Raw genomic sequence first — 24866 nt, 5'->3', positions numbered from 1 at the left:
TAACCCTTAGAAGTTGTCAGTGGAGGTGAATACGCCGACCCGAAGGCCCTCGGCGGTGTAGATTTCGCGACCGTCGACAGTCACCGAACCGTCGGCGATGGCCAGGTTCAGCTTGCCTTTGAGGACGCGCTTGATCTGAATGTTGTAGGTCACTTTCTTGGCGGTCGGGAGCACCTGGCCGAAAAATTTCACTTCGCCCGAGCCCAGCGCGCGACCACGGCCCGGCAGACCCTGCCAGCCAAGGAAGAATCCGACCAGTTGCCACATGGCATCCAGGCCCAGGCAGCCCGGCATCACCGGATCGCCTTCGAAGTGGCAGGCGAAAAACCACAGGTCCGGGTTGATATCCAGCTCGGCGACCAATTCACCTTTGCCGTACTTGCCACCCTCTTCGCTGATATGGGTGATGCGATCCACCATCAGCATGTTCGGGGCGGGCAGTTGCGCGTTACCTGGGCCGAACAGCTCACCGCGACTGCAGCGAAGCAGATCTTCCCGGGTAAAGGCGTTTTGTTTGGTCATGCGAGCTCCTCAATAATCCCATGCGGCAGGTGGGGCGAATCTTCCCGGCCGATCGACGCGTTCACGCCTCGATTCGACAGCCTACTCATAGACTATTGCGTTGTGGTGAAAGTCACAGCACCAAGGACATGAATGTACACTTGTGCACTGAAATTTTTATTCAAGCCGGTTTTCCAGCCCGTTCGGGTGTCTAAGACTGCCGCACTTTCGTCTTTCACGCCAGTCGCACATCGTATTCAGGGCAGCCAATGTTGGAGAATCTGCTGCAGATCCATGCGTTTGAAGGGCTTGGACAGGTAGTCGTTCATACCTGCCCGCAGGCAGTTTTCGCGGTCGCCCTGCAAGGCGTTGGCGGTCAGGGCGATGATCGGCACCTGGGCGTATTCGGGCAGTTGGCGGATTTGCCGGGTGGCTTCGTAGCCGTCGACGATCGGTAGCCGGCAGTCCATCAGGATCGCCGCGAACAGGCCATTCCTGGCTCTGTCGATGGCCTGCGCACCGTCGGTGGCCAGGCTGACGTCGAAGCCCAGGCCACGCAACATCGCCTCGATAACGGTCTGGTTGACCGGGTTGTCCTCCACCAGCAGCACCTTGCGCCCTTCGCCATGGCCGGAGGGCGTTGGCGAGAGCGCGGCGGATTCGGCCTGATGATGGCGGGCCAGGGGGATTTCCAGGGTGAAGACCGAGCCCTGGCCCTCTTCGCTGTGGGCGTGCAGGGTGCCGCCCATGCGTTCGGCCAGGGTCCGCGCAATGGGCAGGCCCAGGCCGGTGCCGCCGTAGCGCCGGGAGATCGAGCTGTCGGCCTGTTGGAAGGCATCGAACATCAGTTCCAGGCGTTCGCTGGAAATGCCGATGCCACTGTCGCGGACCGTACAGGTGAACCACAGCACGTCTTCGTCCAGGGCCTGCCAGTGCGGCTCGATGCCGACGCTGCCGTGCTCGGTGAATTTCAGCGCATTGCCGATCAGGTTGACCAGGATCTGGCGGATCCGCGTCGGGTCGCCCTTGACCTGCAAGGCCTGCATGTCCGCCGGAATCCGCAGGTCCAGACGCAGGCCGCGCTGGCTCGCGTTGTGTTGGAACGCCTGGGCGCAACTGCTGATCAGCTCCGCGAGGTGGAACGGAATGTGTTCCAGTTCCAGGGCCGAACGCTCGATCCGCGAGAAGTCGAGGATATCGTTGATGACCTTGAGCAGGTGTTCGGTGGACTCAGAGGCCAGGGCCGCGTATTCGCTCTGTTCCTCGGTCATTTCGGTGGTTTCGAGCAGCTGCAGCATGCCCAGTACACCGTTCATCGGCGTGCGCAATTCATGGCTCATCATGGCCAGGAAGTCCGACTTGGCATTGTTGGCCCGTTCCGCTTCTTCCCGGGTCTGGATCAACTGGGCAATGGCCTGGTGCTGTTCGCGACTGGCCTGGTCGAGGGCGCCGGCGAGGTTGTTGATGTGCCGTGACAGGGCACCGAGCTCGGTATCGTCCACCACCGGTAGTTGTGTCTTGTAGTCGCCTTGTTGAATCGCCTTGACCGCATGGCCCATGGCGCTGATCGGTTGCGACAGGCTGGCCGCCAGCCGTCGGGCCAGGAGAAAGGTGAACAACAGCGCGAACAGCGCCAGGATGCCGGCCTTGAGCAGGATTTCCTGTTGCCGTTGGCTGAAGGCGTCGTTGGACATACCGACAATCACCCGTCCCAGATAGTCCTCGCTCGGTGTCGCCGCCACTGTGCCGTGGTCCTGCAGGAAATCGTTGCCCAGCGGAATGCGTTGCAGGCGCACCGGTGCCTGGAACAGTTTGACCGACTGTGGCCGGGCAGACTCGGGCGAGGGTTGCTCGACGTAGACCAGAATGTTGTTGCCGCGGTCCTGGACCTCGAGGGAGCGCACGTGGGGGGTGGCCAGGGTCGCCCGCATCAGGCTTTCGAGGACTTCATTGTTGCCGGAAATCACCCCGTATTCAGTCGCCGGAGCCAACTGGTTGGCGATCAGTTGACCGGTGTGGTCGAGTTCCTGGCGCAGGTCCTGGATCCGCACGAAGGTGAAGAAACTGATCAGCAGCAAGGTCAGCAACAGCGCGGGGCCGAGGCTGATCATCTGGGTCCGGGCGCTGATGCCCCAATACCGTCGCTGGGTCATGGGTGGGTCTCTCCTTCGGCCAGCCGGATGGCGAGCGAGGCTTCGTCGATCGGTTCGATACCCAGGGAACGGGCGACTTGCGGGTTGCTCAGAACCTTGAAGCGTTGCGGATACTGGCTGCTCGGCCAACTGGAGGGGGGCCGGTCGAGCAGATCGTCGAGGATCGCCAGCCAGTCGCTCTGGTCGCTGTAGGTGCTGGCCAGGCTGCCAGCCTTGACGAAGCCGGCGTTGGGGCCGATCAGCGCCAGTTGCCGGGCATAGCTGCTGAGCAACAGGTTCTTCGCGGTCCTGGGGTTATACAAGGTCGGATCGTCCAGCCCCAGCAGTACGTCGCTGCTCTTGAGCAGGGTTTGCAAGGGCCGGCTGTCGGTGGTGTCGTCCCAGCGCTGGGGAACGATTTCCAGGCCCAGGGGGCGGGCCGCCCGGTTCAGTTCGGTCAGCAGGAACTCGCTGCCCCGGGTATAGAGCACACCGATCCTCCGGGCCTGGGGCATGACCTCGCGGATCAGACGCAACTGGCGGGACAGCGGCGGGTCGCTCCACAGCAGGCTGAGATTGGCGCTCGGGGCGTTGCCCAGGCGCTGCATCGCTTGCAGGCGGCTGATACGCAGGACCAGGGTCGCCGGCCCTTGCTTATCCTTCAGTCGCCAGTCGAGGCTGGGTGGGTCCAGCAGGATCAACCGGGTGCTGGGCGGCAGGTGGCTGGGCTCGGGCATCTGGGCCAGGGTGACGAAACGTATCCGGTCGTTCGGGCGCTGTTGCGCCAGCGCGGCGGTAAAGGCCTGGACCCCGGGGCTGTCCTCGACGCCGGTCAAGAGTACTTCGGCCGCCCGGGCCTGGAAGCTCGACAGCAGGACGAGCAGAGCCAGGCCCAGCGTCTTCAGGCGCCGGGCGCATGCCGATGTCATCCTTGAACCCAGGTTGCTCATTGTCAGAATTCCAGTTCTGCGCTGAAGTAGACGGCGCGGCGCTGGTTGTAGTTGTTGTCGATCCAGGTGATGGGTTGGTTGTCCAGGCGTTGTTGCAGCATCCCGGCCAGTTCCAGGCTGGCCTTGCCAAAGGGAATGCGCTTGGCCAGGCGCAGGTCGACCCGTTCGAAGCGATATTGGTTGATGGCATCGTCGCCATAGTAGAAGACCGAACTCGACCAGCCGGCGCCCCAGTCGCGCATCCAGCCGGCCGAGCCGCTGTTGCGGGCGGTGAACTGCTCGTCGACCGGGTTGCTGGCCTGGACATCGACATAGGCATAGGTCAGGCGCAGGCGGTCGGCGCTGTCCAGGCGCCAGTCGAACTGGGCTTCGCTGCCGGTGAAACGTGAGCTGTTGGCGTTGCTGGCGATGTACTGGTTGTTGCGCAGCGGCGTGCTGATCATGTCGCTGATTTCGTCATGGAACAGTTTCACGTCGAGGCTCAGGCCGATCTCGGCGAAGAAACCGTTATAACCCAGTTCGCGCGAGCGCATCCGCTCCTTGTCCAGGTTTCCCGGGCCACGGGTCTGGACGAAATACTGGCCGCTGTTCTGGCCGTAGGTGGGAGAGTCCAGGTTGGTGACCCGGTAGCTCCAGTTGACATTGTTCTCGAACATGTCCGGCGAGCGAATGGCTTCGGAATAGACCGCGCGCAAGCCGTGCCGGGGATTGATCAGGTAGTTGACGGCAAAGCGCGGGGTCAGGGAACTGCCGGTCAGTTGCGCGTCTTCGTACATCGTGCCGCCCTGGACCAGCCAATGTTCGCTGGCGCGCCATTCGAGCTGGCCGAACAGGCGCCAGGTGCTGTCGTCGACAGTGCCGTTGAAGTAGGTCTCGGAGTCGGCCTTGTCATACCGGTAGTTCATGCCGCTGACCAGGCGCAGGCTGTCCGACAGGCTCAGGGTGTCCTGCAGTTCGAGATCGTAGCGGGTCTCGCGGGTGCTTTGGTCGATATTGCCGCAGACCGGCTGGCTGGCGCCTTGGTTGAACCATTGGTCGAGCACCTGATTGGCCAGTGCCTGTTCCGCGACACCCCCCGAAGGTGGCCTGCCGACGGCGTACTGAGTCATGTTGCGGGCCAGATTCTCGGCATAGTTGGGATTCAACTGCCACAGTTGGGTCAGTTGCGGGCTGAAGGAAATCTTGGCATCGCAGGCGCGCCAGACCTGCTGGCGATCCCAGTGCTGGGCCGAACCCTGGATATACAGGCTGTGCTGGGGATTGAGGTCGAGGTTCCAGCGCAGCGAGCCGGCGTAGTCCTTGGCCACCACATCGGAGTTGTCGCCAGCCGCGGTGATATCGGGAAATACGGCCTTGTAGGTGTAGGGCCGCTGGTTGGTGCCGTCCTTGACGTTCAATTGCCAATCGATGCTCTGTTGTTCGTTGAGCGTCTGGCTGACCGAGAGATTGACCCGGGTGACGCGCCGACCGTCGCGGTAGTCCGCGCCCAGGTGGTCGCTCTGGAAACCCTCGTCCTCCTGGCCGGACATCGACAGGCGCAGGTCGCCAGTACCCCAGCCGGTGCCCTGGCTGGCGTACCAGTCGTTGATGCCGCGTTCGCCGCGGGTGATCTTCAGGGTTGAACCGTGGGTACTGCCAGGTGACTTGGTGAGAATGTTGACCACCGCCATCAGTGCATTGGCGCCATAACTGACGGTGTTGGGGCCGCGAAAGACCTCGATACGCTCGATATCCTCCAGGGCCACCGGGATATCGCTCCAGTCCACGGTCGCCAGGCCCGCGCGATAGACCGAACGGCCATCGATCAGGACTTGCATGCGTCGGGCGTTGCTGGCATCGGTGCCGTGGTAGTTGATGCTGGCCTGGTTGCCGTTGGTGTAGCCGACCATCATGCCCGGCACCAGGCGCAGCAGTTCGCTGATATCGCGGGCGCCGCTGGCCTTGATCAGTTCATTGTCGATCACCGTCATGCTGCCGGGTACCGCGGCCGGCGATTGTTTCAGCCGGGTGGCGGTGAGCACCTCGGGCAGGGGCTGGTTTTCCAGGAACAGGTCGTCAGCCAGCAACGGGCCGCTGAACATCAGGACCAGGACGACGGAGGTGCGAGCGATGGGAGGGCCAAAAGACACGGCACAGCCTTGAAAACAATAATAGCCGTGCATGTTAACCGAGCTTGGCGGGTTTGCCATGGCGTATGGCCGTCATTGTATAGGCTGAATCGGTCAAGCGCTCAGTCCAGGGGATTTGCATTGGGGCTGGCCGCCGGTGGCGCGCTCCGTATAATGCAGCCATCGCCATTGGTAGGGATAGACGGGTTACATATGACTGAACAGTACCCAATCGCGGTTCTGGGTGGCGGAAGTTTCGGTACCGCCATCGCCAATCTGCTGGCCGAGAACGGGCACCGGGTGCGCCAATGGATGCGTGACCCCGAGCAGGCCGAGTCCATTCGCGTCAATCGCGAAAATCCGCGTTACCTCAAGGGTATCAAGGTGCATCCGGCGGTCGAGCCGGTCACCGACCTGGTCGCGACTCTCGACGACTGCGAGCTGTTTTTTGTCGCCTTGCCTTCCAGTGCCTTGCGCGATGTGCTGGCGCCCCATGCCGGGCGCCTGGACGGCAAGCTGCTGGTGAGCCTGACCAAAGGCATCGAGGCGCAGACCTTCAAGCTGATGAGCGAGATCCTCGAAGATATCGCGCCGCGCGCACGGATCGGCGTGTTGTCCGGGCCGAACCTGGCTCGCGAGGTGGCCGAGCACGCGCTGACCGCCACGGTGGTGGCCAGTGAAGACGAGGAACTCTGCAGCCGTGTCCAGGCCGCGCTGCATGGCCGGACCTTCCGCGTGTATGCCAGTGCCGACCGCTTTGGTGTCGAACTCGGTGGCGCATTGAAGAACGTCTACGCGATCATTGCCGGTATGGCGGTGGCGTTGGGCATGGGCGAGAACACCAAGAGCATGCTGATTACCCGGGCCCTGGCGGAAATGACCCGCTTTGCCGTCAGCCAGGGCGCCAACCCCATGACCTTCCTGGGCCTGGCTGGGGTCGGTGATCTGATCGTCACCTGCTCCTCGCCCAAGAGCCGCAACTATCAGGTCGGGTTTGCCCTGGGGCAGGGATTGAGCCTGGAAGAGGCCGTTACCCGCCTGGGCGAGGTCGCCGAAGGGGTCAATACGCTCAAGGTCTTGAAGGTCAAGGCGCAGGAAGTCGGGGTCTATATGCCCCTGGTGGCCGGTTTGCATGCCATTCTGTTTGAAGGGCGGACCCTGAACCAGGTGATCGAGCTGCTGATGCGCGGCGAGCCGAAAACCGATGTCGATTTCATTTCCACCAGCGGTTTCAACTGAATCTCAGCGCCACGGGAGCGAGTCATGAGCGAGTCCAAGTACGAATCCATTGTGTTGCGCATTGTCTGGATGCTGGTGTTCCTGCTGGTCTGGCAGGTCGCCCAGTTCATCCTCGGCGGGGTAGTGCTGGTGCAGTTGGTCTATCGGCTGTTCTATGGCGCGCCGAGTGCCAACCTGATGAACTTCGGCGACAGCCTGAGCCAGTTCCTTGCCCAGATCGGTCGCTTCGGCAGTTTCCATACCGAACAGAAGCCCTGGCCGTTCGCCGACTGGCCGGCACCGCGGGTTCCGGATGGGGAGGCCGCGCATGTGGTGCCACCGGCGCCGCACCCGGCCCGTGACGAGGAGCCCAAGCTGTGAGGGTCTGGGTTCTGCGGCACGGTGAAGCCGAACCCCAGGCCCGTAGCGATGCCGAGCGGGCACTGACGACCCGTGGACGCCAGCAGGTCCTGCGCAGTGCCGCCCACCTGATCGGCCAGCCGTTGTCGGCGATCTACGCCAGCCCTTACCTGAGGGCGCAACAAACCGCCGAGCTGGTGCGCGAGGTGCTGGGCTTCGAGGCCGAGATCATTACCGTGCCCTGGCTGACACCCGAGAGCAATCCGCAGGATGTCAGCCGGCGGCTGGACGGTGCCCATGACCTGTTGCTGGTCAGTCATCAGCCGCTGGTGGGTAATCTGCTCAGCTTTTTGCAGCACGGGCATCTGCATCAGCCAGACCCCATGGGCACGGCCAGCCTCGCCGAGCTGGAAGGGGAGTTGCCATTGGCTGGGGCGATGACGCTGTTGAACCTCAGGCACCCCTGAAGTTCAGTGGCTCAACACGGCGCCGAGCAGATCGGTCCGGGTGTTTTTCAGGGTCGCGGCGTTGACCCTGGCGCCCTTGAACAGACAGGCCTCAAAGTGACCGGAGAGTACGGTATTGCGCAGGTCGCAATGGCTGAAGTCGTTGTTTTTGAAACCGCTCGACAGCAGCGCTCCATTGAGGTTGGCCGCCCTGAAGTCGGCCTCCTGGTATTGCCCGAAAAATCTCACCCCTCTTAAATCGCCGCCGCTCAGGTCAACGCCGATCATGTTCACATTGGTCACCTGCAAGGTTCGCAAGGCCTGGCAGATGGACGCCTTGCTCCAGTAGCGGAAGGCACTGCGGGTTTCGGCATCCTGGAATGGCAGGCACTGGACCGCCTGGTGATCCGCGGCGGCGATGTTCAGGGCACAGCGCTTCAGGGCATTGGTCAGTTGCGGTGACAGGGAAGGTGGCACCCGCAAGTCGAACAGTTTCTTCTGCACATGCAGGGAAACCCGTCCGCCACCGTCGAGGTGCACGCCGTCCCAACTGTGCAGGATCCCGGTAAATCGGGCGGCGGCGGCCACCATCAGCTCCAGCAGGTCGGCCAGCGGATACTGGCGCAGGGACGGCGCACTGCCGAGAAACGCCCGGGCCTGGGCCAGCGAGTCTTTCAAGCCCAACAGGGTCAGGTCCCTTTCGATCTGCGAGAGGTCGTCTGGCGCAGGCCTGCGGATCGCACCGCCGTGGGGCACACCCGGACTGGCGTGTGCCGGGGGGGCCGGGGCCTGGAACCTGGCCTGGGCGTTGCCCGAGGACATGAAGTTACGAAGAAGGCGGCCTATCGTTGCCATGGCGATCTCTTGCAAGGGCTGGGGGCGGAAATTCGACGCGATATGCTCCTCGACGACTATCAGATTCCGCCCGGCTTTCCAGGTGCAGAGTGTTGGCGCCTGCGGTTGGCGAGGCCTTTTTCAGCTTGCGAGCTTCTGTTCTTCCATGAAATAGTCAACCGAGCACCTGCTGGGTTTGTCGGGTTCCAGCCGCATGGCCCCCCGGCGCGAATACGGATTCAGCGTATGGCCGCAGGCATGACGAATAATGACCTTGGGGAATCAACAATGGCTTTGTGGCGCACCGCACCGAATCTCGAACAGCTCAATGCCTCGCAAAAAAACACCATCGGCGAACTGCTCGACATTCGCTTCGAAGCCTTTGATGACGAGTCGCTGACCGCCAGCATGGTCGTCGATCATCGCACCCACCAACCCTACGGGCTGCTGCACGGCGGCGCCTCGGTGGTACTGGCCGAAAGCGTCGGTTCCATGGCCAGCTACCTGTGCGTCGATGCGAGCAAGTTCTATTGCGTGGGCCTGGAAATCAACGCCAACCACCTGCGGGGCCTGCGCAGCGGGCGGGTCACGGCCGTGGCCAAAGCCATCCATATCGGTCGCACCACCCATGTCTGGGATATCCGCCTGAGCAGTGATGAAGGCAAGGCCAGTTGCGTGTCACGCCTGACCATGGCCGTGGTGCCGTTGGGGCAGACACCGCCGCCCCGCTGAGTCGGGTCATGGGCATGGCCGGACTGTCATCATTCCTGGCAGTTACGGTCATTGCCGTCGGGCCGGCGCCTGCCGACAATGGACATCAGTTTTTTTCGAGATGTTTCCGGTATGTCGAAGCACGTGTTCTTCGCCCACGCCAACGGTTTCCCTTCGGGCACCTACGGCAAACTGTTCGCCGCCCTGGCCCCGGAGTATCAGGTGGCGCATCTGCAACAGCATGCCCACGACCCGCGTTTCCCGGTAGACGACAATTGGTACAACCTGGTCGATGAGCTGATCCATCACCTGGAGCAGCAACCCGAGCCGGTGTGGGGTGTCGGCCATTCCCTGGGCGGTGTCCTGCACCTGCACGCGGCGTTGCGTTGCCCGCAGTTCTACAAGGGCGTGGTGATGCTCGATTCGCCGGTGCTGACCCGCACCGACCAGTGGGTGATCCACGCGGCCAAGCGCTTGGGCTTTATTGATCGGCTGACGCCGGCTGGCCGTACCCTGGGGCGTCGGGAACAGTTCGCCGACCTTGAAAGCGCTCGCCGCTACTTTGCCGGCAAGAGCCTGTTTCGCGACTTCGACCCGGACTGTTTCGACGCGTACCTGCGACACGGTCTGCGCCAGGACGGCGAGCAGCTGCGCCTGAGCTTCGATCCGGCCACGGAAATCAGCATCTATCGCGGCGTCCCCCATACCAGCCCGGGGCTGGCCCGGCATTTGAAAGTGCCGCTGGCGGTGGTTCGCGGCCAGCAGAGCCGGGTGGTCATGCGGCATCACACCCGTAGCGTCGACCGCCTGCCCCATGGCGAATCCCTGAGCATGCCCGGCGGCCACATGTTTCCCCTGGAGCGTCCGCAGGACACCGCGCAGTTGCTCAAGGTTATTTTCGCCCGCTGGCAACACCAGGCCGCACAGGAGCGTTGCGCATGAGTCACCCGGTGGAAGAAGTGCGCCTGAGCCTGCCGCATATCGAGTTGGCGGCCCATCTGTTCGGGCCTGAGGACGGGCAGCCGGTGATTGCCCTGCACGGCTGGCTGGACAACGCCAACAGCTTCGCGCGCCTGGCGCCGAAACTGCACGGCCTGCGCATTGTCGCCCTGGACATGGCCGGCCACGGGCATTCCGGGCATCGACCGGTGGGGGCGGGTTACGCGCTATGGGACTATGTCCACGATGTCTTGCAGGTCGCCGAGCAGTTGGGCTGGAAGCGCTTCAGCCTGTTGGGGCATTCGCTGGGCGCGATTGTCTCGATCGTGCTGGCCGGTGCCTTGCCGGAGCGGGTGACGCGCCTGGCGCTGATCGACGGAGTGATGCCACCCACCGCCAGTGGCGAAAATGCCGCCGAACGCCTGGGCATGGCCTTGCAGGCGCAGCTTGGGTTACAGAACAAGCGCAAGTCGGTGCACCCGACCCTGGACCGCGCCATCGAGGCGCGCATGAAGGGCCTGGTGGCGGTCAGCCGCGAAGCCGCCGAGCTACTGGCCCAGCGCGGCCTGATGCCGGTGCCCGGCGGTTACACCTGGCGCAGCGACAACCGCCTGACCCTGCCGTCGCCATTGCGTCTGACCGAGGAGCAGGCCATGGCCTTTATCCGCCGCATTGCCTGTCCGGCGCAACTGGTGGTGGCCGAGCAAGGCATGCTGGCCCAACACAAAACGTTGCTCGATCGACTACCCTTCAGCTTGACACACCTGCCGGGCGGGCATCATCTGCACCTGAACGATGAGGCCGGCGCGACCCTTGTTGCAGACTGTTTCAATCGCTTTTTCTCCATGCCTTGACTTGTCGCCTGCAACTGTCGAGGCTTGGCGGGTTGAAAGGGAGACAACCATGCCAGACCTCAACTTCCACGCGACCTCGAGTCGTCCTGTTCCGGCACGTCCTGTTCCGGCCATAGTGCTTATTGTTCAGGCCCTGTCCATCCGATGACGAAGTTATCCACACCCTTGGGCTGCGCCATTGTACTGGCCTGTTTCAGTGCGCGGCTGCTGGCCGCCGATGTACCGGGCAGCCACGATCTGGCGCTGGTGCCGCGTCTGGCCGATGCGCAGATCGTCGATTATCGGGCGCCGGCCGAGCTGGAGCGGATTTATCCACAGAGCGCGATCCGCAAGATCAGCAACCGCCTGCGCACCGATGCCCAGGTCAGTGCCCGTGGGCAGATGACTTCGGTAACCTACGAGCTGCCCCCCGAACACGGCGCCGACGAGGCCTTCACCGCGGCGCGCGAAGCTTTGCAGAAGCAGGGCGCGCAGTTGCTGTTCTGGTGCCAGGCCCGCGATTGCGGGGAAAACAGCCTGTGGGCCAATGAAGTGTTCGGCAATGCCACCTTGTCCGGCGCGGACGATCAGCAGGCTTACCTGCTGCTGCGCCTGGCGGCCCCCACGGACAATTCGCTGGTGGCTCTGTATAGCATCACCCGCGGCAATCGCCGGGCCTACCTGCATGTGGAACAGTTCGCGTCGGCCTCGCCGCTGGGGGAGTTACTGCCTACCTCGGCGACCTTGCTGCGCGAACTGCGCGATACCGGCAAGCTCGATTTCCCGACGTTGGCCGGTGCTCCTCAGAATACCTGGGTCACCCTGATTTCCCGGGGCCTGAACCTCGACACGACCCTGCGGGTCAGCCTCTCGGGGGCTTCCGCCGAAGCCTGGCGCCAGGCGCTGATGGCTCAGGGCGTGAGGGCCGCGCGCCTGGAGGTGGGGAATGCCGCCGCCAGCGGTTTGCACATCGAATTGCTGCGTTAGCGACTGTACGAACAGCCACCGAGAGACGATCATCTGATTTTCCGGTTGAACCCGGATCGTTTCCCGGTCAGCGCCCGCCCCAGGGTTCGCCTACGCTTTCATTGCCCAACTTTGTCTGGAATACCCATGCCCAATGATGATCGTCTGCTGGTGCAGATACTGCTCCTGGTACTTTTCGGTGCCACCTTGTGGGTGCTGGCACCGTTCTGGTCGGCGCTGTTCTGGGGCGCCGTGCTGGCGTTTGCCAGTTGGCCACTGATGCGTCTGCTGACCCGCCTGCTCGGCCACCGTGAATCCCTGGCGGCGGGGTTGTTGACCCTGGGTTGGATGTTGCTGGTGGCCGGGCCCCTGGTATGGCTGGGGCTCAACCTGGCCGACCATGTGCGTGATGCGGTGACCTTTATCAAGGATGCCCAGGTCGACGGCTTGCCCGAGGCGCCGGCCTGGCTGGGCACGTTGCCCTTCGTCGGCGAACGGTTGGTGGGTATCTGGAACACCATCGACCAGCAGGGCGCGGCCATGCTGGTGGCGATCAAGCCTTATCTGGGGCAGGTCGGCAACTGGCTCCTGGCGCGCAGTGCGCAGATCGGTGGCGGGATCCTCGAGCTGACCCTGAGTATCGTCTTCGTGTTCTTTTTCTATCGTGACGGCCCGCGGCTGGCGGCCTTTATCCACGGCTTGCTGGAGCGGCTGATCGGAGAGCGGGCCGATTACTACCAGGAACTGGTGGCGGGCACGGTGCAGCGGGTGGTCAACGGTGTGATCGGCACGGCGGCGGCCCAGGCCGTGCTGGCCCTGATCGGATTCCTGATCGCCGGTATTCCGGGGGCGTTGGTGCTGGGGATCGCGACCTTCCTGCTCAGCCTGATTCCCATGGGGCCGCCGCTGGTATGGATTCCCGCCACGGCCTGGCTGGCCTGGAAGGGCGAGTACGGGATGGCGGTGTTCCTCGGGATCTGGGGCACCTTCATCATCAGCGGCGTGGACAACGTGCTCAAGCCGTACCTGATCAGCCGCGGCGGCAACCTGCCGCTGGTGATCGTGTTGCTGGGGGTGTTCGGCGGCTTGATCGCTTTCGGCTTTATCGGCCTGTTTATCGGCCCGACCTTGCTGGCGGTAGCCTACAGCCTGTTGATCGACTGGAGTGCGAGCCAGTCGCGGCGCGAGGAGAAGTCCTGATTCCAGGGCGCGGAGGTGTCGCGGTTGAACGCGATGCCGTGGCTGCCGGCTTGCCGGCGATGAGGCCCTTGAGTCGCGTATCGTCTGTTCGGACGCTACCGAACCGCGCCGGACACAAATCGAGGGCACGACACAGACCTGTAGGCGCAGAGCTTGCTCGCGAAGCTTTTAGCGGTCTTGACGGCTCATTCGCGGCGATGCGGCGTCCCGACAAGCCCTGCTCCTACAGGTTACGTGGCGTTCTTTCAAACTCTGAATCAGGCCGCGGCGGCGACGACGCTGCTGCTCTGTGCCACGGTCTGACTCTTGAGGTTGACCATCAACCGGCTCAACGCCTCGGCGATGTTTTCCTGGGCGGTCTGGCTGTTGGTGCCCGAACCTGTACCCGTGCCGGCACCGGTGTTGCTGCTACCGCTGGCACTGGCCAGGGCCTGGAGCAGCAACGTCGTGGCGTTGAGGCTGGCGCTGGTGCTGGTGCCGCTAGTGCTGCTGGTGCTGCTGCCAGTGGTCGAGGCGCTGGTCGAGGTGCCCTGCAAGGCGCTGGTCAATTCGGCCTGGCTGATGCTGCCATCGCCATTAGCGTCCAGTGCACTGAACAGATCACTGCTGGACACCGAAGGTGGTGGCGGCGGTTGGTTCGCCGACAGCGCCGTGGCCAACTCGTTGGTGCTGATGCTGCCGCTGTTGTCGGTGTCCAGGGCGCTGAACATCGAGGCGCTGTCGGCCGTGCTGCCAGCATTGCTCAGCCCGGCGGCCAGTTCGCTGCTGCTCACGGAGCCGTCGCCGTTACTGTCCAGGGCCTTGAGCAGGGCATCGGCCAGCTGGGTATCGGGCGCGTGATCGCCATGGGCGGGTGGCTTCATCGCCGACAGTTCACTGGCGCTGATGCTGCCGCTGCCGTCGGTGTCCAGTGAACTGAAATTCTGGCTCAGGTTATTGAGCAATTTGCTGTCGCTGTTCTGCGACAGGGCCGAGTTCAGTTCGTCCTTGCTGATGGAGCCGTCACCATTGGTGTCGAGCTTGGCCAGCAGTTGCTTCTGGAACTGTTGCTGACGTTGCGTGGCCGTCGTGCTGCTGGTGTTGTAACCGGTATAGCTCGAGTAGTTGCTGACGCTACTGATCGTGCTCATGTGCACACTCCCTAAGTGTTGGCAAAGCCGATGACGGTGCATCGGCTTGTGCAGACTCCAAGGCCAAGGTGTCGAGGGTGTGTGGGCTTTGTACCGGTTGCCACACAGAGCGTTCAGGCCCGGGGCAGGCGCACCACGGCGGTCAGGCCGCCGCCCGGGGTTTCTTCCAGGGTCAGTTCGCCGCCCAGGCGCTGGGCGGCTTCTCGGGCAATGGTCATGCCCAGGCCGACACCGCCGGAATTGCGATTGCGCGAGCCTTCCAGGCGATAGAACGGTTCGAACACCGCCTCGCGCTTTTCCGTGGCAATCCCCGGGCCATGGTCGATGACCCTGATCAGCAATTGCCGGCGGCTGTCTTCCAGGGTGATCAGGGCATCCCCGGCGTAGCGCAGGGCATTGTCCAGCAGGTTGTTCAGGCACGAGCGCAGCGCCATCGGTTGCACCAGCAAGGGCGCGCAATGGCCCCTGGCCTGGACGCGCGAGCCTTGGTCCTGGGCGTTTTCGCAGAGTGACTCCACCAGGGCCTGAACGTCCAGCCATTGCATCGCTTCGCTGGTGCGCTGTTCATGCAGGTAGCTGAGGGTGGCGTCGAGCATGCCGATCATATCGTTCAGGTCCTGGCGCATCTGCCCCTGGAGTTTGATGTCGTCGATCTGTTCGAGGCGCAGCTTGAGGCGTGACAGCGGGGTACGCAGGTCGTGGGACACGGCCCCGAGCATGCGTCCGCGTTGTTGCACCTGTTCGAGGATGCGTTGCTGCATCAGGTTGAAGGTGGCGGCCGCCAGTCGTGCTTCACGCGGGCCCGTTTCATCCAGCGGTGGGCTGTTGAGATCTTCGCTCAGGCGTGCGGCGGCGTCGCTCAGGCGCTGGATCGGTCGGGACAGCAGCTTGGCGCCATACCAGGCGGCAATCACCAGGGAAATCATCTGGAACGTCAACGGCACCAGCGGCCCGCCAAACCAGGGCCGTGGCGGGCGGCGCGCAGGGGGTGGCGGATGATTGGGGTCGAAGTTCTCCGTCATGCCGGGAGGTGGTGGTGGCGGCGGAGGCGGGCCGCCGTAGTGATGAAACCAAAGAAACGCAAGCAGATGGGCGAGGATGATCGCCAGCAACGACACACCGAACAGGCGAGCGAACAGCGTGTCGAAGCGTAGGCGCATCAGCCGATTTCTCTCGCATCGAACAAGTAGCCTTCACCCCGCACGGTCTTGATCAGTTGCGGCGATTTCGGGTCGTCGCCGAGCTTCTGGCGCAGGCGCGAGACCAGCAGGTCGATGCTGCGATCGAAGGCCTCGATGGAGCGCCCGCGGGCGGCATCGAGCAATTGCTCGCGGCTGAGCACCCGGCGCGGGCGTTCGATAAAGACCCAGAGCAGCCGGAACTCGGCGTTGGACAGTGGCACCACCAGCCCGTCGTCGGCGATCAGCTGGCGCAGCACACTGTTCAGGCGCCAGTTGTCGAAGCGGATGTTGGCCCGCTGCTCGGTACGGTCGTCGCGTACCCGACGCAGGATGGTCTGGATCCGGGCCACCAGCTCCCGGGGCTCGAAGGGCTTGGCCATGTAATCGTCGGCGCCCAGTTCCAGGCCGATGATCCGGTCGGTGGGTTCGCAACGCGCGGTCAGCATCAGGATCGGGATGTCCGATTCGCCGCGCAGCCAGCGACACAGCGACAGGCCGTCTTCACCCGGGAGCATGAGGTCGAGGACCACCACGTCGAAGGTTTCGAGCTGCAAGGCGTGGCGCATGCCGGCGCCGTCGGTGACACCGGTGGCCTGGATGCTGAAGCGCGCCAGGTAGTCGATCAGCAGTTCGCGGATGGGAACGTCGTCGTCGACGATCAGCGCGCGGACGTTCCAGCGCTTGTCATCGCTCGTTTGAAGCGATTTGTTGACATCAGCCAGAGGAGCGAGAGGATTCTGCATGCGTGCGATTATCTACCGGTAAGCCGCCAACCACTATTAAAGAGGGGCCGCGAGGTTGGTGCGGGATAGGTACTTGGCCCGAAGGCGAGAGTCCCCTTCAAGTGTAGCTGTGCAAGAAGCTACAGACAGCGCATGTTGGCCGCTTGTCGGCTGTGTATCGTGATCGATACAAAAGCCCTTTGAATCATCCGTTTCCTTGGAACTGGAGTGGATTCTAGGGTGTAACGCCTCCGTAAACTCACTCTTTACGCCTTCTTTACGCATCACCCCAGGCGTCGCTCTCGTTCCTTTACGGCCTCCCTCACGACAATGAACCCCACACGCGGCTATTGCCGTACCAAGGGGAAAATTCCATGAGCATTCTGGACGGGGTGTCACTGCTGCTGGCTGTGGCGCTGTTCATTTATCTACTGGTTGCGCTGTTGCGCGCGGATCGGAACTAGGAGCGGCAGACATGCACAGTTATGACTATTTGCTGATCCTGGCCTTTCTCGTACTGGTGCTAGCGCCAGCACCTGCATTGGGCCGCTTCTACTACAAGGTGATGGAGGGCCAGCGGACTTGGCTGACGCCGCTGTTCGGGCCGCTGGAGCGGGCTTGTTATCGCCTGTCCGGCGTGGATGCCAGCAGTGAACAGAGCTGGCAGAAATACGCCCTGGCCTTGCTCGCCTTCAACCTGGCGGGCTTCCTGGTGTTGTTCGCGATCCTGCTGTTCCAGCAATACCTGCCGCTCAACCCGCAGAATCTGCCGGGCCTGGAATGGACCCTGTCGTTCAACACCGCCGTCAGTTTCATGACCAACACCAACTGGCAGAACTACAGTGGTGAAGCTTCGCTGAGCTACCTGAGCCAGATGGCCGGCCTGACCGTGCAGAACTTTGCCAGTGCCGCCACCGGCCTGGCCGTATTGGTCGCGCTGTGTCGTGGCATCAGTCGGCGTTCAGCGGCGACCCTGGGCAACTTCTGGGTCGACATGACCCGTGCCACGCTCTACGGCTTGCTGCCGATGTGCCTGGTGATGGCACTGTTCCTGGTCTGGCAGGGGGTTCCGCAAACCTTCGCCCATTACGTCAATGCCGTGACCCTGCAGGGCGTGGACCAGGTTATTCCCCTGGGGCCCGCGGCCAGTCAGATCGCGATCAAGCAGTTGGGCACCAATGGCGGCGGTTTCTTCGGCGTCAACTCGGCCCATCCGTTCGAAAACCCGACCGCCCTGAGCGACCTGATCGAACTGGCGTCGATCATCCTGATTCCGGCGGCGCTGGTCTTCACCTTCGGTCACTACGTCAAGGACCTGCGTCAGAGTCGGGCAATCATGGCTTGTATGCTGGCCCTGCTGCTGATCGGCGGCGCGGTCTCGCTGTATGCCGAGTATCAGCCGAACCCGACCTTGAACAATCCGCTGGTGGAGCAGACCGCGCCGCTGGAGGGCAAGGAGGCGCGTTTCGGCACCACCGCCAGCGTACTCTGGGCGGTGACCACCACGGCGGCCTCCAACGGTTCGGTCAACGCCATGCATGACAGCCTCAACCCCCTGAGCGGGATGGTCGCGCTGGTCAACATGATGGTCGGTGAAGTGATCTTCGGCGGTGTCGGCGCCGGCCTCTACGGCATGTTGTTGAACGTGCTGATCGCCGTGTTCCTCGCCGGCCTGATGATCGGTCGTACCCCGGAATACCTGGGCAAGAAGCTCCAGGCCAAGGAAGTGCAACTGCTGGTGGTGACCTTGCTGGTGATGCCGGTGGGCACCCTGGTGCTGGGGGCGCTTGCAGCCAGCCTGCCGGGTCCGGCGGCAGCGATCAGCAATCCAGGTCCGCATGGGTTCAGCCAACTGCTGTACGCCTACACCTCGGCCAGTGCCAACAACGGTTCGGCGTTTGGCGGTTTCAGCGCCAACACCGCGTTTCACAACCTGATGATGAGCTTGAGCATGTTGCTCGGCCGCTTCGGCTACATCCTCCCGGTACTGGCCCTGGCCGGCAGTCTGGCGATGAAGAAGACCGCGCCGATCGGCCAGAACAGCTTCCCGACCCATGGCCTGCTGTTCGTCACGCTGTTGACCGTGACCATCCTGCTGGTGGGGGGCCTGACCTTCCTGCCGACGCTGGCGCTGGGACCGATTGCCGAACATCTGAGCATGGGCTTCTGAGGATTTGATGATGAATATGCCTCTTCCCGCAACAAAAACGGCGCAAGCCAAAGTGGCCGAACAAGCCAAGACCGCGATCTCCGCCCTGTGGCGCCCGGCCCTGGTGCAGGCCTTCGTCAAGCTCGACCCGCGCCAGTTGCAACGTGCGCCGGTGATGCTGGTGGTCGAACTGACAGCGGTGTTGACCACGATCCTGTGCTTTGTGCCGGACACCGCCGTCTCGACCTTCCTCGCCGCCCAGATCGCCCTCTGGCTGTGGTTCACCGTGTTGTTCGCCAACTTTGCCGAGGCCCTGGCCGAAGGCCGCGGCAAGGCTCGCGCCGACAGCCTGAAGGCTGGCAGTGAAGGCTTGGTGGCTCATCGCAAGAAAGCCAATGGCAGCTTCGAGTCGGTGCCGGCCGCCAATCTGCGCAAAGGCGACGTGGTGCGCGTGTCCGCCGGGGAAATGATTCCCGGCGACGGCGAGGTGATCGAAGGGATCGCCGCGGTCAACGAAGCGGCGATCACCGGCGAGTCGGCACCCGTGATCCGTGAGTCCGGCGGTGACCGTTCGGCGGTCACCGGCAACACCCGCCTGGTGTCCGACTGGCTGGTCGTGCGTATCACCGCCAACCCCGGCGAGTCGACCCTGGACCGCATGATCGCCCTGGTGGAAGGTGCCAAGCGGCAGAAGACTCCCAACGAAGTGGCACTGGACATTTTGCTGATCGGCCTGACCCTGATCTTCCTCCTGGTGGTGGTGACCCTGCAGCCGTTCGCGCGTTTCTCCGGGGGCAGCCTGCCATTGGTGTTCCTGGTGGCACTGCTGGTGACCCTGATCCCGACCACCATCGGCGGCCTGCTCTCGGCCATCGGTATTGCCGGGATGGACCGCCTGGTGCGCTTGAACGTGATCGCCAAATCCGGCCGCGCGGTGGAAGCGGCGGGTGACGTGCATGTGCTGATGCTGGACAAGACCGGCACCATCACCTTCGGTAACCGGCGCTGCACGGCGGTCCATGCCGCCCCCGGCGTCAGCGCCAAGGAACTGGCCGAGGGCGCCTTGCTCGCCTCGTTGGCGGACGATACCGCCGAAGGCAAGTCGATTGTCGAGTACCTGCGCGAACTGCATCCGCAGAATGAACCGGCGGCGGCCGAATTGACCGCCGTGCCGTTCAGCGCCGAAACGCGTCTGTCGGGTGTCGACTACCAGGGCCGGGTCTATCGCAAGGGCGCGGTGGATTCATTGCTGGCCTTTGTCGGCCAGCAGCGCGGTGAGCTGTCGCCGGTGCTGTCCCGGGAGGTCGACCGGATCGCCCAGAGCGGCGGTACCCCCTTGCTGGTCTGCGCCGACGGCAAATTGCTTGGCGTCATTCATCTGAAGGACGTGGTCAAGCCGGGCATTCGTGATCGTTTCGCCGAGTTGCGCAAGCTGGGTATCCGCACCGTGATGGTGACCGGCGACAACCCGCTGACCGCGGCGGCGATTGCGGCGGAGGCGGGGGTTGACGATGTATTGGCCGAGGCCACCCCGGAGAAAAAGCTGGCGCGGATTCGCCTGGAACAGAACGATGGTCGTCTGGTGGCGATGTGCGGTGACGGTGCCAACGACGCCCCGGCCCTGGCCCAGGCCGATGTCGGCATGGCGATGAACGACGGTACCCAGGCGGCGCGCGAGGCGGCGAACATGGTCGATCTCGACAGCGATCCGACCAAGCTGCTGGACGTGGTGCAGATCGGCAAGGAGTTGCTGGTGACGCGAGGCGCCCTGACCACCTTCTCGATTGCCAACGATGTGGCCAAGTATTTCGCCATCCTGCCGGCGCTGTTCGCTTCGATTTATCCACAGCTGGGCGTGCTCAACATCATGCACCTGGCCAGCCCGCAGAGCGCGATCCTCTCGGCGATCGTGTTCAACGCGCTGATCATCGTCGTGCTGATCCCGCTGGCCCTGCGTGGCGTGCGGGTGCAGGCGGCGAGTGCCGCACACCTGTTGCGGCGCAACCTGCTGATCTACGGGCTGGGTGGGATCGTGGCGCCGTTCGTGGGGATCAAGGCCATCGACCTGCTGCTGACGGCGTTGCATCTGGTGTGACGTCGCGAGCTTGCCCGCGATGCCGCTGGCAAGCATATGAAAACTGTAGGAGCCAGCTTGCTGGCGATGGCGGCCGATCAGGCGATACAAGCTTCACTGGTCTCATCGTCGGAACGCCGCCCGCGGCAATCGAGTGTCGAGCGGCTGCTCCTACAGGTTACGTACCCCTGAATTCGAGGAATTGAACATGTCCAGTGTAGTGCGTCCGGCCTTGAGCCTGTTGGTCCTGATGACCCTGATTACCGGTGTTGCCTATCCCCTGGTGGTGACCGGCGTGGCCCAGGTCGTATTCCCGCACCAGGCCAATGGCAGCCTGGTGCGCGATGCCGACGGCAAGGTCCGTGGCTCGACCCTGATTGCCCAGGATTTCACCGGTGACACCTGGTTCCACCCGCGACCTTCGGCGGGGGCCTTCGCCACCGTATCGAGCTCGTCCAGCAACCTGGGCCCGAGCAACCCGGCCCTGGCCAAGCGGATCTTTGACGATGCGACCCAGCAGGCGGTACCTGGCCAGGGGCCGGTGCCCTTGGCTTCGCTGACCACTTCGGCCAGCGGCCTCGATCCGCACTTGCCACCTGAGGCAATTCGCTATCAACTGGCGCGGGTCGCACAGGCGCGCCACCTGCCGGCGGCCGATGTCGAGAGACTGGTTGAAATGCATATCGAGCAACCGCTGATTGGCCCACCGGTGGTCAATGTGTTTGCATTGAACGCGGCCTTGGCCGAAGTCTCGAAATAAACACCGTCATCTTGTAGGAGCAGAGCTTGCTCGCGAATGGATTTCACCACCGACTCAGGTGTCGGCTGATTCAGCGCTTTCGCGAGCAAGCTCTGCTCCTGCACGGAACGGTGGTGTCAGTTCCATAAGTGAGAACCCCCGACATGAGTGATTCCGGTCGCGCCGACGCGCTCCTAGCAGAACTGCCCCGCGACGGTCGTGGCCGGCTCAAGGTATTCCTTGGCGCCTCGCCCGGTGTCGGCAAGACCTACGCCATGTTGCAGGCCGCCCACAGCCAACTGCGCCAGGGCGTGAAGCTCCTGGCCGGGGTGGTGGAAACCCACGGCCGCGCGGAAACCGAGGCGCTGCTCAGCGGTTTGCCGCAGCAGCCGCTGGTGCGCTCCGAGTATCGCGGTGTCGTGCTGGAGGAAATGGACCTCGACGGCTTGCTCAAGGCCAAGCCGAAACTGGTGCTGGTCGATGAACTGGCCCATAGCAACGCGCCCAACAGCCGTCACGTCAAACGCTGGCAGGATGTCCAGGAATTGTTGGCCGCCGGCATCGACGTGTTCACCACGGTCAATGTCCAGCATCTGGAAAGCCTCAATGACCAGGTGCGCGGCATCACCGGCGTGCAGGTCCGTGAAACCCTGCCGGACTGGGTCCTGCAAGAGGCCGACGAGTTGCTGCTGATCGACCTGCCACCCCGTGAGCTGCTGGAGCGCCTGCGCGACGGCAAGGTCTATGTGCCGGAGCAGGCCCGCGCCGCCATCGACGCGTTCTTTACCCAGACCAACCTGACCGCCTTGCGTGAGTTGGCCATGCAGACGGCCGCGGCCCAGGTCGACAATGATCTGGCCCTCGGCTACCGGACCCTCGGTCAGTCGGCGCCGGCCCTGCGCGGACGGCTGCTGGTGGGGGTCGACGGCGATGCCCAGGCCGAGCGCCTGGTGCGCCATGCCAGTCGGGTCGCCCAGCGCCGGCATCTGCCCTGGAGCCTGGTGCATGTGGATAACGGCAGTGTCCGCGACGAGCCATCGCGCCTGCGCCTGCAAAACGCCCAGCAACTGGCCGAGCGTCTGGGGGGCGAAGTGGTCTTGCTGCGCGCCGGGGAAGTGGCCAAGACCCTGATTCAACATGCCGCCGAACGCCGCGCCAGCCTGGTGCTGGTGGGACAGTCGCGCCAGCGCTGGTATCGGCACCTGTTTGGCGCGGGCCTGGCGGCGCGTTTGTTGCGCAACGCCCACGGGCTGGAAATCAACGTCCTGGACCGTGATGAAGAGCAACAGGTGGCGCGGACCCGCGCCCCACAGGCGGTGGTCTGGTTCGACTACGTGATGGCGCTGCTGGCGACGATCCTGGCCACGGCCCTGGCCTGGGGCGTGGCCAGTGTCCTGCCGCTGCCGAATATCTCCCTGGTGTTTCTCGCCGCGGTGTTGCTGGTGGCGGTGCGCAGCAGCCTGGGGCCCTCGCTGGCTTGTGCGGTGCTGTCGTTCCTGAGTTACGACTTCCTGTTCATCCCGCCGAAATTCTCCTTTGCCATCCAGCGCGAGGAGGATGTCCTGACGCTGCTGTTTTTCCTCTTGATGGCAGCGCTCACCGGCAACCTGGCGGCCCGCCAGCGGCGGCAGTTGGAGGCGCTGCGCGATACCCAGGAAGAAACCAGTGAATTGCTCGACCTGTCGCGCAAACTGACGGCGGCCACGGATCGCCAAGCGGTGATCAGCGCCGCTTCCCAGCACCTCAGTGGTTGGGAGGAACTGCAAGTGTGCCTGCTCAATCGCGACGGCCAGGGCGACTGGAAGGTCGAGACCGGCGGCCCGCAGACCTTCTCCGAGTCCGAGCGGGCCGCCGCCGACTGGGCCTGGCAGCACGACCAGCCGGCGGGCATGGGCACCGGGACCTTGCCGTTCGGGCGTTGGTGGTGGTGGCCGTTGTCGGTGGAAGAGGGCCCCTTGGCCCTGCTCGGCGTTCGCCCCAAGGAAGGCCAGACCCTGAGTGGACAGCGTCGGCGCCTGTTGACCGCCCTCAGCCAGCCGCTGGCCCAGGCGTTGGCCCGGGCGCAGTTGGCCGATGACCTCGAGGCCGCGCGCCTGCACGGCGAAACCGAACAGCTGCGCAGTGCCTTGCTGGCCTCGGTGTCCCACGACCTGCGCACCCCGCTGACCTCCATGCGCGGCAGCATCGACAGCTTGCTGGCCTTGGGCGAGGCGATTCCCCTGGCGGATCGCCGGGAGCTTCTGGAAGGCACCCGCGACGAAGCCGAGCGCCTGGACCGCTATATCCAGAACCTGCTGGACATGACCCGTCTGGGCCACGGCGCACTGAAGCTCGCCCGCGACTGGGTCGCGCCGGCGGATATCATCGGCAGTGCGCTGAACCGGCTGCGGGCGGTACTGGCGCCCTTGCAGGTCAGCACCGAGCTGCCGGCGCAGTTACCGTTGCTCTATGTGCACGCGGCGCTGATCGAACAGGCGCTGATCAATGTCATGGAGAACGCCGCGCGTTTCTCACCGCCCGGAGGGCGCCTGCAACTGCGTGTCGGTACCACCGACAAGGAGCTGTTCTTTTCCGTCAGTGACGAAGGCCCGGGTATTCCGCCGGAGGAACGCCACAAGATCTTCGACATGTTCTACACCGCGGCCCGCGGTGATCGCGGCGGGCAGGGCACGGGGTTGGGCCTGGCGATCTGCCAGGGCATGGTCGGCGCACATGGTGGGCATATCGGCGTGGATGACGGTATCGACGGCCACGGCACTTGCATCACCTTGTTCCTTCCTTTGCAGGAGCAGCCGGGCATTGAAAATGAAGCCTGATATGCTTGAGCTACCGATTGCCACGATGCTAAGACCATGACCCAGATTGCGACCATCCTGGTCATCGACGACGAGCCGCAGATTCGCAAGTTTCTGCGGATCAGCCTGGTTTCCCAGGGTTACAAGGTGCTGGAGGCCGCTACCGGCGGCGAGGGCCTGGCCCACGCCGCCTTGAACAAACCGGACCTGTTGGTGCTCGACCTCGGCTTACCGGATATGGACGGCCAGCAGGTGTTGCGTGAGTTTCGCGAGTGGTCCACCGCGCCGGTGCTGGTGCTCTCGGTGCGGGCCGGTGAGGAGCAGAAGGTCGAGGCGCTGGACGGCGGGGCCAACGACTACGTGACCAAGCCGTTCGGGATCCAGGAGTTCCTGGCGCGGATACGTGCCCTGTTGCGCCAGGCACCCAGCGGCGAAGCCCAGGAGGCGGCGTTGAACTTCGGTCCGCTGACCATCGACCTGGCCTATCGGCGGGTGCTGCTCGACGGTACCGAAGTAGCGCTGACCCGCAAGGAGTATGCGGTATTGGCGCAACTGGCGCGGCATCCCGGGCGGGTGATCACCCAGCAGCAGTTGCTCAAGGATATCTGGGGACCGACCCATACCGAAGACAGTCACTACCTGCGGATCGTGGTCGGGCATCTGCGCCAGAAGCTGGCGGACGATCCGACCGCGCCGCGGTTTATCGTGACCGAGGCGGGGGTCGGTTACCGCCTATTGGATAATTAGGTCTGAGAGGCTGTCACCTAGTGGCGAGCGGGCTTGCCCGCGCTCGGCTGCGAAGCAGTCGTAAACCGCTCATCTCGGTTAGCCTGATACACCGCGTTTCTGGCTTTGGGGGGCTTCGCACCCCAGCGCGG

The 24866-nt window shown here is 63.7% G+C and carries 22 protein-coding genes; 14 read left to right on the top strand and 8 right to left on the bottom strand.

Annotation, left to right across the window (positions count from 1 at the left end; translation table 11 throughout):
• Positions 1-6: 6 nt before the first annotated feature.
• From fabA to PFEN_RS00910, 4 genes are all read right to left on the bottom strand, one after another.
• A complete protein-coding gene (gene fabA, locus PFEN_RS00925) occupies positions 7-522 on the bottom strand; it encodes a 3-hydroxyacyl-[acyl-carrier-protein] dehydratase FabA (protein WP_027898655.1) in 516 nt (171 codons plus the stop codon).
• A gap of 236 nt (positions 523-758) precedes the next feature.
• Positions 759-2654, bottom strand: coding sequence for an ATP-binding protein (locus PFEN_RS00920; protein WP_191485171.1), 1896 nt, complete (start codon positions 2652-2654; stop codon positions 759-761).
• Positions 2651-3562, bottom strand: a complete 912-nt coding sequence (locus PFEN_RS00915) for an ABC transporter substrate-binding protein (protein ID WP_412071381.1) — start codon at positions 3560-3562, stop codon at positions 2651-2653. The genes PFEN_RS00920 and PFEN_RS00915 overlap by 4 nt, the downstream gene beginning before the upstream one ends.
• A 23-nt stretch (positions 3563-3585) precedes the next feature.
• Positions 3586-5664: a TonB-dependent receptor plug domain-containing protein gene (locus tag PFEN_RS00910; protein ID WP_191485897.1), complete on the bottom strand. Its 2079-nt coding sequence runs from the start codon at positions 5662-5664 to the stop codon at positions 3586-3588.
• 240 nt (positions 5665-5904) lie between these two features.
• Here PFEN_RS00910 and PFEN_RS00905 point away from each other — a divergent pair, with 240 nt between their 5' ends.
• Genes PFEN_RS00905 through sixA form a run of 3 tightly spaced genes read left to right on the top strand, consistent with a single transcriptional unit; the run spans position 5905 to position 7736 of the window.
• Positions 5905-6930 carry an NAD(P)H-dependent glycerol-3-phosphate dehydrogenase gene (locus PFEN_RS00905; RefSeq protein ID WP_191485169.1) on the top strand — a complete coding sequence of 342 codons (1026 nt, stop codon included), beginning with the start codon at positions 5905-5907 and terminating at the stop codon, positions 6928-6930.
• A gap of 24 nt (positions 6931-6954) precedes the next feature.
• The gene (locus PFEN_RS00900; protein WP_191485168.1) at positions 6955-7290 is read left to right on the top strand and encodes a DUF4389 domain-containing protein; all 336 of its coding nucleotides are present in this window, start codon (positions 6955-6957) and stop codon (positions 7288-7290) included.
• Positions 7287-7736, top strand: a complete 450-nt coding sequence (gene sixA / locus PFEN_RS00895) for a phosphohistidine phosphatase SixA (RefSeq protein WP_191485167.1) — start codon at positions 7287-7289, stop codon at positions 7734-7736. Before PFEN_RS00900 ends, sixA begins: the two co-directional genes overlap by 4 nt.
• Before the next feature lie 3 nt (positions 7737-7739).
• On the opposite strand, the gene PFEN_RS00890 is transcribed toward sixA, so the two are convergent.
• Positions 7740-8570 (bottom strand): pentapeptide repeat-containing protein, encoded by an 831-nt coding sequence (locus tag PFEN_RS00890; protein WP_224770866.1) that lies wholly within the window; start codon positions 8568-8570, stop codon positions 7740-7742.
• Positions 8571-8837: 267 nt separating this feature from the next.
• On the opposite strand from PFEN_RS00890, the gene PFEN_RS00885 reads away from it, so the two are divergent.
• The 5 genes from PFEN_RS00885 to PFEN_RS00865 all read left to right on the top strand — a co-directional run bounded on the left by PFEN_RS00885 (position 8838) and on the right by PFEN_RS00865 (position 13198).
• Positions 8838-9281, top strand: coding sequence for a hotdog fold thioesterase (locus PFEN_RS00885; protein WP_191485166.1), 444 nt, complete (start codon positions 8838-8840; stop codon positions 9279-9281).
• A gap of 111 nt (positions 9282-9392) precedes the next feature.
• On the top strand, positions 9393-10202 hold the full coding sequence (locus PFEN_RS00880; protein WP_191485165.1) for an alpha/beta fold hydrolase: 810 nt from the start codon (positions 9393-9395) through the stop codon (positions 10200-10202).
• A complete protein-coding gene (locus tag PFEN_RS00875; RefSeq protein ID WP_191485164.1) occupies positions 10199-11053 on the top strand; it encodes an alpha/beta hydrolase in 855 nt (284 codons plus the stop codon). Before PFEN_RS00880 ends, PFEN_RS00875 begins: the two co-directional genes overlap by 4 nt.
• A gap of 144 nt (positions 11054-11197) precedes the next feature.
• On the top strand, positions 11198-12019 hold the full coding sequence (locus PFEN_RS00870) for a DUF4892 domain-containing protein (protein ID WP_191485163.1): 822 nt from the start codon (positions 11198-11200) through the stop codon (positions 12017-12019).
• A gap of 126 nt (positions 12020-12145) precedes the next feature.
• Complete coding sequence (locus PFEN_RS00865) at positions 12146-13198, top strand: AI-2E family transporter (protein ID WP_191485162.1); 1053 nt, start codon at positions 12146-12148, stop codon at positions 13196-13198.
• Between the two features lie 257 nt (positions 13199-13455).
• On the opposite strand, the gene xopAW is transcribed toward PFEN_RS00865, so the two are convergent.
• The 3 genes from xopAW to PFEN_RS00850 all read right to left on the bottom strand — a co-directional run bounded on the left by xopAW (position 13456) and on the right by PFEN_RS00850 (position 16252).
• On the bottom strand, positions 13456-14328 hold the full coding sequence (gene xopAW, locus PFEN_RS00860; RefSeq protein WP_191485161.1) for a XopAW family type III secretion system calcium-binding effector: 873 nt from the start codon (positions 14326-14328) through the stop codon (positions 13456-13458).
• Between the two features lie 113 nt (positions 14329-14441).
• Positions 14442-15488: a sensor histidine kinase gene (locus tag PFEN_RS00855; RefSeq protein ID WP_191485160.1), complete on the bottom strand. Its 1047-nt coding sequence runs from the start codon at positions 15486-15488 to the stop codon at positions 14442-14444.
• Positions 15488-16252, bottom strand: coding sequence for a response regulator (locus PFEN_RS00850; protein ID WP_191485159.1), 765 nt, complete (start codon positions 16250-16252; stop codon positions 15488-15490). The genes PFEN_RS00855 and PFEN_RS00850 overlap by 1 nt, the downstream gene beginning before the upstream one ends.
• Before the next feature lie 353 nt (positions 16253-16605).
• On the opposite strand from PFEN_RS00850, the gene kdpF reads away from it, so the two are divergent.
• From kdpF to PFEN_RS00820, 6 genes are all read left to right on the top strand, one after another.
• Positions 16606-16695: a K(+)-transporting ATPase subunit F gene (kdpF, locus tag PFEN_RS00845; protein WP_017128001.1), complete on the top strand. Its 90-nt coding sequence runs from the start codon at positions 16606-16608 to the stop codon at positions 16693-16695.
• A gap of 11 nt (positions 16696-16706) precedes the next feature.
• Positions 16707-18401 carry a potassium-transporting ATPase subunit KdpA gene (kdpA, locus tag PFEN_RS00840; protein WP_191485158.1) on the top strand — a complete coding sequence of 565 codons (1695 nt, stop codon included), beginning with the start codon at positions 16707-16709 and terminating at the stop codon, positions 18399-18401.
• A gap of 10 nt (positions 18402-18411) precedes the next feature.
• Complete coding sequence (kdpB, locus tag PFEN_RS00835; protein WP_191485157.1) at positions 18412-20475, top strand: potassium-transporting ATPase subunit KdpB; 2064 nt, start codon at positions 18412-18414, stop codon at positions 20473-20475.
• A gap of 187 nt (positions 20476-20662) precedes the next feature.
• Positions 20663-21214, top strand: coding sequence for a potassium-transporting ATPase subunit KdpC (kdpC, locus tag PFEN_RS00830; RefSeq protein WP_191485156.1), 552 nt, complete (start codon positions 20663-20665; stop codon positions 21212-21214).
• 143 nt (positions 21215-21357) lie between these two features.
• The gene (locus PFEN_RS00825; protein ID WP_191485155.1) at positions 21358-24009 is read left to right on the top strand and encodes a sensor histidine kinase; all 2652 of its coding nucleotides are present in this window, start codon (positions 21358-21360) and stop codon (positions 24007-24009) included.
• Between the two features lie 36 nt (positions 24010-24045).
• Complete coding sequence (locus tag PFEN_RS00820) at positions 24046-24735, top strand: response regulator (protein ID WP_191485154.1); 690 nt, start codon at positions 24046-24048, stop codon at positions 24733-24735.
• Positions 24736-24866: the final 131 nt, after the last annotated feature.

The sequence above is a fragment of the Pseudomonas sp. FEN genome (assembly GCF_904067045.1).
GTDB lineage: Bacteria > Pseudomonadota > Gammaproteobacteria > Pseudomonadales > Pseudomonadaceae > Aquipseudomonas.
The sequence above is the reverse complement of the archived record's forward strand: the minus strand, read 5'-3'. Positions and strand labels throughout refer to the sequence as shown.